This is a genomic window from Bradyrhizobium sp. USDA 4011 (assembly GCF_054063415.1).
Window position 1 is genome coordinate 2,724,563 of record NZ_JBSSGG010000001.1, and the last position, 12,595, is coordinate 2,737,157.

11 protein-coding genes and 2 pseudogenes are annotated in these 12,595 nt (G+C 59.6%); 6 read left to right on the top strand and 7 right to left on the bottom strand.

Annotated features, from left to right (window positions below; genetic code table 11):
• Positions 1-114: 114 nt before the first annotated feature.
• Positions 115-990 carry a helix-turn-helix domain-containing protein gene (locus ACVW1C_RS12750; RefSeq protein WP_456758716.1) on the bottom strand — a complete coding sequence of 292 codons (876 nt, stop codon included), beginning with the start codon at positions 988-990 and terminating at the stop codon, positions 115-117.
• A gap of 242 nt (positions 991-1,232) precedes the next feature.
• Positions 1,233-1,472: an alpha/beta fold hydrolase gene (locus ACVW1C_RS12755; protein ID WP_456758717.1), complete on the bottom strand. Its 240-nt coding sequence runs from the start codon at positions 1,470-1,472 to the stop codon at positions 1,233-1,235.
• A 755-nt stretch (positions 1,473-2,227) separates the two neighbouring features.
• On the opposite strand from ACVW1C_RS12755, the gene ACVW1C_RS12760 reads away from it, so the two are divergent.
• The 5 genes and pseudogenes from ACVW1C_RS12760 to ACVW1C_RS12780 form a co-directional block, all read left to right on the top strand.
• Entirely contained in the window at positions 2,228-2,443 is a 216-nt protein-coding gene (locus ACVW1C_RS12760; RefSeq protein WP_456758718.1) for a dodecin family protein, read from the top strand.
• A 538-nt stretch (positions 2,444-2,981) separates the two neighbouring features.
• A pseudogene (locus ACVW1C_RS12765) lies at positions 2,982-3,560 on the top strand (class I poly(R)-hydroxyalkanoic acid synthase); the annotation flags it as partial.
• A gap of 85 nt (positions 3,561-3,645) precedes the next feature.
• Complete coding sequence (locus tag ACVW1C_RS12770; protein WP_456758719.1) at positions 3,646-4,581, top strand: PHA/PHB synthase family protein; 936 nt, start codon at positions 3,646-3,648, stop codon at positions 4,579-4,581.
• Between the two features lie 69 nt (positions 4,582-4,650).
• Entirely contained in the window at positions 4,651-4,923 is a 273-nt protein-coding gene (locus ACVW1C_RS12775) for a LysR substrate-binding domain-containing protein (RefSeq protein ID WP_456758720.1), read from the top strand.
• A gap of 986 nt (positions 4,924-5,909) precedes the next feature.
• Positions 5,910-6,182 (top strand): annotated as a pseudogene (locus ACVW1C_RS12780) (NADPH-dependent FMN reductase); the annotation flags it as partial.
• Between the two features lie 200 nt (positions 6,183-6,382).
• Here ACVW1C_RS12780 and ACVW1C_RS12785 read toward each other — a convergent pair.
• A complete protein-coding gene (locus ACVW1C_RS12785) occupies positions 6,383-6,826 on the bottom strand; it encodes a hypothetical protein (RefSeq protein ID WP_456758721.1) in 444 nt (147 codons plus the stop codon).
• Between the two features lie 176 nt (positions 6,827-7,002).
• Positions 7,003-7,317: a hypothetical protein gene (locus ACVW1C_RS12790; RefSeq protein WP_456758722.1), complete on the bottom strand. Its 315-nt coding sequence runs from the start codon at positions 7,315-7,317 to the stop codon at positions 7,003-7,005.
• Between the two features lie 1,241 nt (positions 7,318-8,558).
• On the opposite strand from ACVW1C_RS12790, the gene hflX reads away from it, so the two are divergent.
• Positions 8,559-9,962: a GTPase HflX gene (gene hflX, locus ACVW1C_RS12795; protein WP_456758723.1), complete on the top strand. Its 1,404-nt coding sequence runs from the start codon at positions 8,559-8,561 to the stop codon at positions 9,960-9,962.
• A 42-nt stretch (positions 9,963-10,004) separates the two neighbouring features.
• Here the strand turns inward: hflX and ACVW1C_RS12800 are convergent, their stop codons facing one another.
• Genes ACVW1C_RS12800 through ACVW1C_RS12810 form a run of 3 tightly spaced genes read right to left on the bottom strand, consistent with a single transcriptional unit; the run spans position 10,005 to position 12,572 of the window.
• Positions 10,005-11,210, bottom strand: a complete 1,206-nt coding sequence (locus ACVW1C_RS12800) for a class I SAM-dependent methyltransferase (protein WP_456758724.1) — start codon at positions 11,208-11,210, stop codon at positions 10,005-10,007.
• 54 nt (positions 11,211-11,264) lie between these two features.
• A complete protein-coding gene (locus ACVW1C_RS12805; RefSeq protein ID WP_456758725.1) occupies positions 11,265-12,044 on the bottom strand; it encodes a hemolysin family protein in 780 nt (259 codons plus the stop codon).
• 12 nt (positions 12,045-12,056) lie between these two features.
• Positions 12,057-12,572, bottom strand: a complete 516-nt coding sequence (locus tag ACVW1C_RS12810) for a CNNM domain-containing protein (protein WP_456758726.1) — start codon at positions 12,570-12,572, stop codon at positions 12,057-12,059.
• Between the last annotated feature and the right edge of the window lie 23 nt (positions 12,573-12,595).

Here is a 12,595-nt window from a genome sequence, read left to right on the forward strand (position 1 = left end):
GCGCCCACCTTCCTTGGATGGGCTGCCACGCTTGAGCTTTAGGGGGACGCGTGATGCGATACTTCCGTCGGAGCGCCAGCTTTTGCTAAAAAGTGCCGCAATCTACCTGGTGCTTTAGGACAGCCGACTGCGCCGAAATGCCGAGGGGGTCATCCCGGCCGCGCGCCGGAATGTGGTGGAGAAGTGCTGTGAATGGCTGAAGCCGGACGCCGAAGCGATACGGGTAAGATCATCGTCCGAACCTGCCAGACGGCGTTTCGCATCCTCAATGCGCAGGCCCAGGAGGTAGCGATGCGGGGTCGTCCCCATGCTCACTTGGAAGGATCGGAGGAAATGTCGCTTGCTGAGCCCGGCAATGCCGCACAAATCCTCGAGCGTGATTGGCTCCGCGAGACGCGCCCTGATATATTCGTCTAGCAGACGCAACACCCGCGTACTCAATCCTCCACTTGATGCGACCTTGCCCGCACCGATCGTTCGCGTAACCCTCGCCAGATGCGCCAGGGCCTGTGTGCCCCATCCTTCGGCAAACAGACCAAACACATTGTCGGGGGCCAGCGTTTCCCGGCAAAGTTCTTCGAGGCCTCGCGTCAGCTGTTCATGCGCAAAGCCGACCAGCGGGCGATCGATATCGGTCTTCAGCCGGCCTTGCACGAACTCCGGATCGAGGAACACGACGACATAGTCGAGCGAAGGACCGACGCTCCATTCACCCCGGATCTCCATGCCCGCCGGAAACAGTGCGAGATTGATATTTCCGTTGAAACGATGGGCGACGTTGCATCCGTCGATCGTGCCGTGGAGATTCTCGGCGCCCTGCCGAAACCAGAACAGCGTGACCTCGGGCTGCCGGAAGTGCCATTCCATCTTGGGCCGGGAGACCCGACGCAAAACTTCGATCCGCATCGCGTCGGTGTTGGTAATCCGCGACGAAACGAGATCGCCCCCGACCAGGCGCACGAACGAATTGGACGCATGAAGCTCAGCCATGCTTTCCTCCTCCCAACGCGTCCTCTCCGGGACCATTCCTGCGTCGTGGGTTCCTAAATAGAATGCACTAACCTTGTCAAGCAAGCCAGCGCTTTGCAGAGCGATGAATTGAAATTCAAACCTTTAGTCCCAAGCTTGAACTGCCAATTTGATGGTCGCCCGCCGACACGTCCCTCGCGCAGTCCTATTGGTCAGGGTCTCTGACGCAGCGTGGATCGTGCTGCGCGCCTCGCCTCACCCGTTCAGAAACATCCGCGCGTGCTCGTGAAAAATCTCCCTGTGTTGCGACTGAGCCCGCGGCTGGCGTCCGGATACATGGCCAGTTGCGCGTTGGGCAGGTGTTCGGCGAGAAGAAAAGCGTTGATCGGCATGACCACGACGTCCTTCTTGCCCTGAACAATCAGCACCGGCTGGTAGATCCCGCCGAGCATTGCAAAGCGATCTTGCACGGGGATCGCTCCCCACTCGCGGATGGCATCCAATTGCGCGAGCCTCACGGGAGACGGGTTCGTCGCGGTCGGCCTTGCGCCGTTTCAAGCGTTCGAGTTAGGCGTGACCCGCTGCCTGGCTTGTCCCGCTCGGCGTGAAGAACGCAAACATCAGCAACTTCTCGGGATTGGCTACTCGTCGACCGAAAGCTCGGTGAAAGTCATGCCCTCACCGCCCCGCGGGCCGGTGATGCGCCTAACCATATCCGGATATTCGAAGGCGAGCTGTTGCGCGATCATTCCGCCCAACGAGAATCCCACGACATCGGAGGTACTCAGTAGAAACGCTCACATGCAAATGTGACGCTTGCAGTCGCTACATGGCCTTAGGCCGGCAAGGATCGATCTCGTCTTCAGCGACCATCGACGGCGGCGGGCTGGCGAGAGAAATTCGCTCGCGGTATCCCAAGCTACCGGTAGCGCGTACGACGACTATAGTGATCCTGCAAAGGCAGCTCTGCAAACCTGAAAAATACTGCGCAACCCGTGCGATATCGACGCACTCAGAGACTTCATCATATTGCGCCTCCGAGAGAGACGAGAACATCCGGTGTGCCACTGGCGTCAGGCACGATCGACGCCTCGCACGGAAGTTGATCGGACGTTCTCGGCAGGCCGCTGTCCGCGCCTTCTCGCTCCGGACGACGTCCGTGAAGTTATGTAGGTCGTATCGTCGCCGATATCTTGATGCTAGGCTCACAGCGGCAGGGTGCACCTGCTCCTTGCTTCACACTGAACGGGAGGACGACATGCCTGAGAGCGTCTACAAGGTCATAGAGCTGATCGGTACCAGCAACGACTCCTGGGAAACGGCCGCCACCAATGCGGTCGAGCAAGCTGCAAAATCTCTGCGAGATCTCCGCGTTGCCGAGGTCGTCAAACTCGATATGCAACTGGATGAAAAGGGAAAAGTAGAAGCCTATCGCGCCAAGCTCAACGTATCGTTCAAATTCGAGGGCACCTGAGCCTCACCACCTCGCCCCGCGTGCGGGGCGAGGTTTGGCTCATTGGAGAAAGATGTCAGGCGCGGTCGCCGGATTTTCATACCTTTATTCAGACCAGATGGCTTGGAGACGCGCTCGACCACGGCAGGGAGACAGAATGCCCAGCCGCCTCGCGCGCTAGGCCTTTCCCTGGAGAGCGGCGGCGTAAGTGCTCCACTCGTTCGTCTCCTTCGTGCGACGCAAATCCCGATCCGCGCAGACAATGGCGCGCCGCCCAGGAGAGCATATTGCGATCGATGGATCCTGATTGCCTCGTTGTCTTAGATTTCCACGGTGTTAGTCTTTCGAAAAACGCCCAAGGGAGGGAGCCATGGCAGATCGATCGACACAACCACCGACTTGGGACCCCCTCGTCATCGCAGGCCAATTGCACGCGATAGCGAAGCAGAGCCAATCGCTCATGCAGCGCTTTGCCGCGAGCCAGACCCACGCCACCAGGATCGGCATGGGAGACACCTCGACGCTCGGATTCGACTTCATCGACCTCATGACGAACGTGATGTCCGACCCTACCCCGGCCGCCAAGGCCCAGATCGACCTCTTCAACGAGAGCGTTGCGCTTTGGCAGAAGACCGCAGAGCGCATATGGACAACGCGTCCTTCCGAACCCGAAAAGCCGTCGGACAAGCGATTCAAACACCCGGATTGGACCGAGAATGCGGTCTTCAACTACGTCAAGGAGAGCTATCTCGTCGCCGCCAAGTCGATCCTTTCGACCGTCAGGGACGTCAAGGGCATGGATGAAGGCTCGGCTCGCAAGGTCGATTTCTACACGCGTCAGTTCGTCGACGCCATTTCTCCCTCGAACTTCGTCGCAACCAACCCTGAGGTCCTCGAGGCCACGCTGAATACCGGGGGACAGAACCTGCTCCGCGGGCTGGAGAACCTGCTTTCCGATCTCGATCGCGGCGACGGCCGCCTGTCGATCACGATGACCGATATGAAGGCCTTCCGGCTCGGCGAAAACATCGCGACGACGCCCGGAAAGGTCGTCTTCCAGAACAACCTGATGCAGCTGATCCAGTACACTCCCTCGACGGCCGACGTTCGGAAGCGGCCGCTCCTCATCATTCCGCCGTGGATAAACAAGTTCTACGTTCTCGACCTCCAGCCGAAGAACTCGCTGATCAAGTGGGCGGTCGACCAGGGCCATACCGTATTACGTGATCTCATGGGTCAATCCGGACGAGAAGCTCGCCGGAAAGGGATTCGAAGACTACATGCTCGAGGGTCCCGTGGCGGCTTTGGATGCGGTCCAGAGAGCCACTGGCGAGCGGCAGGTCAACGCGGTCGGCTACTGCCTAGGTGGCACCCTGCTCGCCTCGACGGCTGCCTACCTTGCGGCGAATGATGACGACCGCATCGCAAGCGCGACCTATTTCGTGACGCTGGTGGATTTCTCCGAGGTCGGCGACATGGCGGTCTTTATCGACAAGGAGCAACTCGCCTCCCTGGAATGGCGCATGCGCGAGCGCGGATATCTCGAAGCCCATGACATGGCAACGTCGTTCAACATGTTGCGTGCAAACGACCTGATCTGGTCCTTCGTCGTCAACAACTATCTGCTCGGCAAGGAGCACCTTCCGTTCGACCTCCTGTTCTGGAATTCGGACTCGACGCGGATGCCGGCGGCCATGCACTCGTTCTACTTAAGGAAGATGTATCTCGAAAATCTTCTGGCCAGGCCTGGTGGCATTGTGCTCGCTGGCATGCCGATCGACCTGTCCGGGATCAATATCCCGAGCTTCATCCTGTCGACGCGCGAGGACCATATCGCACCCTGGAAATCAACCTACGCGGCCACGCGGCTGTACTCGGGTCCAGTCAAATTCGTATTGTCGGCATCAGGGCACATGGCGGGTGTCATCAGTGCGCCGGGAAGCAAGTACGGCCACTGGACCAATGACGAGTTGCCGGCCGATCCCGACCAATGGTTTTCCGACGCAATCAGCCATCAGGGCTCCTGGTGGCCTGTCTGGGACGCCTGGATGACCCGCCTGGATGATGTGCGGGTTCCGGCGCGCCGGCCCGGTGGGGGCAACCTGCCCGTAATCGAGGACGCCCCCGGCGGTTATGTGCGCGTCAGAGCCGTCGCGTAACGACAGAAGCCGGTCCAGCCGTTACGGCGGAGTTAAATACAAGAGGGGCTCAAGCAGCGCCGGAATCCATTGGCGAAACGCGCCAGTATTCGCCCCAACGACTGCGTCGACTATCCGATTATCATTGCTGACACCAGTAGCGCGATACGCCCCTACCTCGACGCCGCTTTCACCAGGGCCACGCTGGATCTCCGGCCGATCATCGAGACAAATTCGATCGAGATCATGAGGCACGCCGCAATCCTGGACAACGGCATCACCTTCCTCACTCCGTTCGACATCGAGTTTGAACGCCGGGGCGGGCCGGCTCGCCTACGTTCCGGTCCGCGAACTCACCAATGATGCCCAGGCGCTGATGCTGATCGGTCGAGCGTGGCACCAGCGCCATTGCGAGTGTTCTCGCCGAGACGCTCAGGCAATGATGCAGGATACAATCTTGTAGACCGACCATAGCGGTTACGAGCGAAGCGGGCACCGGTTCGCGTGAAAGAAACGCGTCAATGCAACAAGCTAAACGTGCGCTATCGGACGTGATTGGCGGATCAGGTCCGCGGCCCGTTATTGACGTCGGGCTGACGATATCTGCGTCGCTTCCGCTTCAAGCGGACCGTCTTCTGGAAAGCTCAACATCTATTCCTCAACGGCCGCTTCGCGCCACAAGCGGCCCGACGACAACTGGTAAGGTTTTGTTAGAAACCTTATCAGTCTAAGAACTGACTCCATTGGCGAGCAAAGATTATCGATCAATCGCCCTCCCCTTGGGATGCCCCAGCAAATAGCCTTTGTCGCCCCCACGGAGAAATGCAAGGAGCGTTGCCGACCCAACTATATTGCACGTGGCGGCGACCGTACCTGCAAGCCGAGCGCTCATAACGGTCTGGTTGCAGGTTCGAGTCCTGCCGGGCCCACCAATGAGTTCAATTGCTTAGTAGGCGGGCGCCTTTTCTCGCGGACCGGTTCGCGGACCACCTTTGCCGGAAACTCAGTACGGCGGAATCAAAATCAGGCGGTATCTTCAGATATATCAATAACTATTCTGAATTTCGCGCCGTTTTCATCTCCAATTGGATCAATAGGTTACACGGCGATTCAGAATCAAGAGGGAGTACGTCGGACAAGCCAAACGTGCTGGCTCGCCGACGTAGCCATAGCTCCGGACTGCGGACGCGAGTGCTCAGGAGTGCGTTCGCATTGGCGGACAATGTTGGCCCTGCGCCGCTCCAATAATGGGTTTTGCTTGTGAACGTGGCCGTCGTCGGATTCGCGACGATCCGACCAATTGGAAAGGACTGTCGAGTTGGCTTCCTTGGGGCCTGTCGAACGATCCGATGACCAGCTACAAAGTGGGATACTTCGTCGGAAGCCTTGCTACGAAGTCGATCAACCGCAAGCTCGCACGGGCGCTCACGAAGCTGACGCCTCCGAGCCTGGAATTCATGGAAATATCGCCCAAAGACCTTCCTCTCTACAGCTACGATTATGATGCCGACTATCCGCCCGTTGCGCGCGCATTCAAGGACGCGGTGAGTGCGGTCGACGCGTTGTTGTTCGTGACTCCGGAATATAATCGGTCGATTCCGGTCGGCGCGGCCGCAGCCATTCCATCGCCACCTGGCGCGGCGTTCGCCGGCTGCGTGGCAGGCTGTGCCGTTGGACCACGGCCTCTGCAAAGGCCAGTGCCTGCTCGCCGGATTGCCGCTTCTGCCGCGCAAGTGACATCCACTCGCGAATGATGTCACGTCGTACTTTCGGCCTGGCCATTGTGATTTCCTTTCGATGAGCCAGCTATTCCGGCAGCGCGCTATGCCGCCTTTTGGACTGGATACGTCTGCAATCGCCGCGCCGACAGAGCACAACCGCATTCATGCATTGTGTCCTGCATGACAACAAAGCCGCGTTTCGCCACCGCGACCCGTAGGCTCTCACTCGCTGCCGATTTCTGAGCGTCAACCCAGACCACCAGCACAGCATTCGGGCGGAGGAACTTCACGAGCCAGTCCAACGTCGACTCAAGCTCGTGAAGCGTGCGGCGGCGCCAATCCACCAGGGCAACATCGTATTGACCAGCTGCACGACCGCAGTTGCCAGTCGCAGCCGCCAGCAAATACCCTCGCCGGTGCAACTGCAGCATCAATTCCATGCTCTTTGAGCCGGCGACCACAATGCGATGCCGCGTTGAGCAGCCCGCGAGTGCGATCATCGGATCAATAATTCTATCGCCAGCGGCAACCTGAGGAGAGGACATGACATTACCTGTTTTCGTTCGGTCTCGCCCACCGGGCAAACCGTGATCTTTGCGCAACTCTCTCGGCCAATATCTGCCGGAAGGGATATAGTTTCGAGAGCGCTGCAACTCTCTGCTTATAGGAGCTGCATAAGATCGCCGCACGACACGGGATGCGCCCGCCTACGCCGTCTAGGTCACTTCGACGCAAGTCTTTCCGCAGCGAGGCCCGGACCGGCGGTGGTGACGTCGCGCAATTTGGCAGCAAGGTCCGCGCTCACAATCCGCAGGAGGTTGGCGCGGAGTTCTGGTCTGATCGCGGTGAATTCTCTCACATGCTCGAGATCCCAGCTTGCAAGCATTCCGGGGCCGGGGTCGACGTCCACCGGAATGGCCCAGCCGCCGTAGGCGCTCACATCCCCTATTAGCTGACCGGGCCGAAGCGCCATTCTGGTGTTGTTGCCGAGAATGGCTTCGAGCTCTCCGGCAATAACGACGATGGCTTCGGACATGTGCTGCCCCTTTTTTGAGGATAACCTCCCCTTGTGAGCAGTCGGTCCTCCGGGCAATGCTGACCAACCTCAAAACTTCCCGTTTGTCGATCGAGCTGATCGCGACTTGGTAGAGCCGTTCTTCCCTATCGCTGAGAACGACCGGCCGCCGCTCCAGGAATATCGCCACGACGCGAATCGCGTTGACCACCATGAACGCTGCGCCCTAGAAAATCGGCGGCCATAAGTTATCGTCCTGGAAATAGTAATAAGGCAAGGTCAGCCCCTCTCCTACGATCGCCAGGACACGAAGCGAAGGACGCCCCGCGCCGAGAACGCCACAAGGAACACGATGTTTGACAGGTTGATCAGACCGTTGATCCCAAGGACCTGATCGGCCACGAACGAGTACATAAGGACTCCAACGGCGTTTTCAGACGTCCGTAATGCCGCCGTCGACATCAGAATAGCGGGGGGCCATACCGTTGACCAGTCAACGCACGAATTCGATAGAGCATCGACTCCCCAATATAAGGACAACATAGGAATCGAGGACCGAGGTAGGTTGAATTCGGAGATTTCCGCGTCACTGGGGATGGTTGCGTGACTGCACCAGTCAGCACGTGGTCGGCACCAGGGGCCTCCTGTCTCCCTGGCTCCTCGCATTTGGCCGGCTCTTATTCCGCTCTTATGAAAGGACACCCCAATCCCCCTCGAATTCACATGCCTTCGCGTTCATCTTCCAAACCAACATTCGCCCATGGTGGCGATGGAGACAGAAGATGATTCACCCTGCCCTTGCCGGAGATCCGAAGAGCCTGGTTCGAAGAGCAGCTTTGGCGATATTCCAGTTCTTTCTGGGGAATGACGGCGGTGCGATACCGCCCGGAAGCGCACATATGCGGGGCCGCGGGCCGAGATGGCGAGAGAAGCACGGCCTGGATCAATCTGCGGGATCGTGAGCGCTTGATCGCAAGCGCTTCCGACAACCGGTCCTCGTCACGATCGCGTCGCCGGCTCATTCGTCGTCATGCATCAAGACCCCGATCCAAATCACCAAGGATGCGTTCACGCTATCTGGAGGCCCAGGATGCCGATCTATCGCGCATATGTCATTGGGTTACAAGACTGTCCCGTCGGGGTTGTTCAAATCGATTGTGTCGATGATGGCTCCGCCATCAACTCCGCGGCGCGTCTCGTCGACCGCCGTGATGTGGAACTTTGGCAGATGGATCGGCCTGTCGCCAGGTAGGAGAATGTCAATGGCAAAAACAGAAGCGTGCCACGCTGCCGGCGAGCGCCGCATCGTAGAAACCAAACCGCCCGTTCCGCGCGCGATCCTGGTCGGCATCCAGCTTCCGGGCGTCGATGACGTCGCGCACGCCGCAAGCATCGAAGAACTGGGCCATCTGGTGAATACGCTCGGCTACGAAGTCGTCGGCACGGTATCGCAAAAGCGCGACGAAATCGACGGCGCGACGGTGCTCGGCAAGGGTCGACTTGAGGAGGTCGCGGCAATCACCGGCGGCACGGGAGTCGTCGGATCGATGGCAGTACCGCGGAAGTCGAAGGCCCGGGAGCGCTTCCAGGACTCCGACGGCAAGAAGCCGAACGCCAGGCAGCCGGAGCCTGATTTTGAGGCGCAGCCGAAGCCGGAGTTCGTGATCGTCGATCATGAAATATCGCCAGGCCAAGCCCGCAACCTGGAGCGCGCGACCGGCGCGCAGGTGCTCGATCGGACCGGCGTGATCGTAGAGATTTTCCATCGTCACGCGTACAGTCGTGAGGCAAAGGTTCAGGTCGAGATCGCGCGATTGAAGTACGTGTCGCCGCGCTTGCGGGAAGCGCCGGGCAGCGGACGGCAGCAGGGGCCCGGCTCAGGCGAGTCCGATCTCGAACTCGACCGCCGCAAGATCCGCGATCGCCTCGCGGAACTAAAAGAACAACTGGACAATATCCAGCGAGACAGCGACCAGCGTCGGTCCGCACGTCGCGATCAGCTTCGGGTCGCCCTCGTCGGCTACACCAATGCGGGGAAGTCGTCGCTCATGCGAGCGCTCACGGGCAGCGAGGTGCTGGTCGCGGACAAGCTGTTCGCGACGCTCGATACGACGGTGCGGGCCCTGCAGCCCGAGACGAACCCGCGCGTGCTGGTCTCGGACACCGTCGGGTTCATCAAGAAACTGCCGCACGATCTCGTGGCGTCATTCCGTTCCACGCTCGCCGAAGCGCTCGAAGCGTCGCTGCTGCTGTTCGTCGTTGACGCGTCCGATCCGGCCTACGAATCGCAGCTCGAGGTGAGCCGCGGCGTGCTGCGCGAAATCGGCGCGGAGGCCGTCCCGTCGCGCCTGCTCTTCAACAAGATCGATCGCATGAGCGAGGCGGATCGCGTCGCACTCCGCGCAAAGCACCCGAACGCGATCCTGCTTTCTGCGGTGTCGCCCAAGGATGTCGCTGCACTGCGCGAGACGATCATCGCGTTCTTTGAATCTGCGATGGTGGAGGACCAGCTGGTGCTGCCCTACGCGAAGCAGGGGCTGCTCAGCGACGTGTATGAGCATGCGTATGTGCTCTCCGAGGACTACGACGCCACCGGCAGGATCATGAGGGTGCGCGGTCTGCCCGAAGCGATCACGCGGCTGCGAAGAACCCTCGCCGTCTCGTGAGTTGGTTTGGTTCAAAGAGGATTCAGACAAAAGTCGCTGGCGCTAGGCCGGACCAACGACACGGCCGGTGGGCCGTTGTGCCCACCGGCTGCGCGCCACGAGCAGCAGATGGGTGGCGCGATCCATGAACTCCGTGCGTGAGGCATACGCCTTCTCAAGCCGCTCGAGTTCATCGGCAAGCCGACTGTCGCCGGTCGGAGAGAGAGGGTTCCACCGGGAATCCGGCATGAATCGACTGTGAAAAAGGTCGATGCCGCGTACATCTTCGATGTCGAAATAGCCGGCGAAATGGTTCCGTAACTCGGCTGCCGTAAATTGGTGAAAGCTGAACGCAATCTGCCTACCGTCGCTGAGGTCGATTTCGCACCGGTCCCTGGCATGATCTTGTTTCAATCGGTGGACTTTCTCGATCGAGTCTACAAAAGCCGTTGGCATGTTGCCAATCGGACGCACCGTCGTTATGAAATAACCCGATGTGACGCGGGCGATCTCTTTCGAGATATCCGGCAGGCGTGCCACAGGTAGATGGCTGAGAGCGCTATACAGGCAGAGCGTCAGATCGACGGACGCATCGGATTCCGGCAACCGGTCGGCCAGGTCTGCGACGTCGAACGTGAGAGTCACTCCAGGAAGGCTGGAAAGATTTCGGGCCGCCAACCGCGCCCGTTGGATTTGCGCCTGTGCGATGTCGAATCCGCGCGCGGCAATGCTGCTGAAACCGAGCGCATATGCGCGTGTGACCAGTCGACGCAGCCATGTCCCGGGTCCGCAACCCGCATCGAGCAGCCTGACCGAGCTTGCGCCCGAGGCCCGCAGGTCGGTCAGCTTCTTTTCCGATACGGCCCAAACGCAGCGATCCGCGTATCCGTGCATCCCGTCAAAGGCAAATAGTCGCGACGGATCGCCATCGGCATAAGCCACATAGTCGTCACCGGCATCGTTGTAGATGTCAGCAACGTCATCCGTTGTCTCATCATCGAGCGTCAGAACAGAATGCCCAGCTCCATGTGAAACGGGCAAATTTGAAGCCCATTTCCGCGCAGGGATCGAATCTTGGTCAAACATGTGAGGCTTACCCGACAAGAAATGCGACATCGTCATCTTCGACCTTGCGGCCCATACGGCTGAAGAGGCGAACGCGCAGAAGATGTGCCTGGGGGCATATGAAATCGAGATGACGGGGCCGTCGCCATTCATAAGCGAGTCATAAAGGGCAGATCGTAACACAGCCGGTTTGTCGGCGGTCATTGCGGGACGGCACCAACGCCGGCAGTGCCAACCTTCCGCCTCGTGTGCTGCAGATTATCCTTTAACAGCGGACGTCTCATCGGACTGACGCTGCACCAAGATCATGTCGATGCGTTTGCCGTCCGTATCGACCACCTCGAAGCGCCAGCCGTGACAGACAACGTGGTCTCCCGGCTTCGGCAATTCATGCAGTTGAGAGAGAACGAAACCGGCCAGTGTCACGTAGTCGCCGGAGGGCGGCTCGGCCATTCCGATCAGCTGCATCACATCGGAGAACGGGACGAAGGCATCGATCAGGTATGAGCCGTCCTCGCGCTGCGTGACCTTTGGCCTTGCTGGGGGGTCAATCTTGGGCAAGTGGCCGGCAATGGCCTCCAGCAAATCGGTTCGGGTGACGATGCCTTGAAGCGCTCCGAACTCATCAACGACGATGGCGGTGTGAACTGGCGTTTTTCGGAAACGATCGAGCGTTCGAAGAACGGTTGTCGATTCGTGCACGATCAGAGGAGGCCGCGTCTCCTGTTCCACGTCTGGCGACCGTCCATCCAGAAAATGGTCGGCCAGGTCCTGCTTGCGCACAATTCCGATGACCTCGTCGATCGACCCGCGGCAGACCAAAATCTGAGCATGTGGGCAAGAGCGGATTCTACTCAGGACCTGCTCTCTGGGACCGTCGAGGTCCACCCATTGCACATGCGGCCGCGGGGTCATGATCATTCGGACCGAACTGTCGGCCAGATCGAGAACACCCTCGATCATGTCGCGTTCGACGGCGTGGATCACGCCCAATCTGGCGCCCTCCGCAACGAGGTAGTGGATGTCATCCTCGGTCAAGGCGCGTTTGAGCTATGGACGCAAAGGCAGCACACGCAGAAGAAGGCGGGTCGACCCGTTAAGCAGCCAGACCAGCGGCGCCGCCGTCCTCGCCACCCACGAGAGCGGCTGGGCGACGCGGATCGCAATCGCTTCCGGATTGCTCAAGGCGATATGCTTGGGAGCCAATTCCCCGACGATGAGCGCGGCGTAAGTCGCGCCGAGCGTCGTGAGGACGATAGAAAGCGGCTTCGCATAGGGTTCCAGACGAGGGACGACCAGCAGCGCCTCCTCCAGCCTTTCGGCCAGCGTGGCGCCGCTGAAAATTCCTGCGAGTATCGCGCTGGTGGTAAAGCCGATTTGAACGGCCGCCAGCATGCGCGCCGGATCGTCAATGAGAGCGAGCGCGGCCTGCGCTCCCAGTCGTCCCTCCTGCAACAGGTGCGCCAAGCGTGAACGACGCGAAGACACGATGGCAAACTCCGCCATCGCAAAGACCCCATTCAGCATGAACAGCGCCAGGACGACAATGATTTCCAGGAACAGCATTCTGGCTTTCCATAGGTCGATCA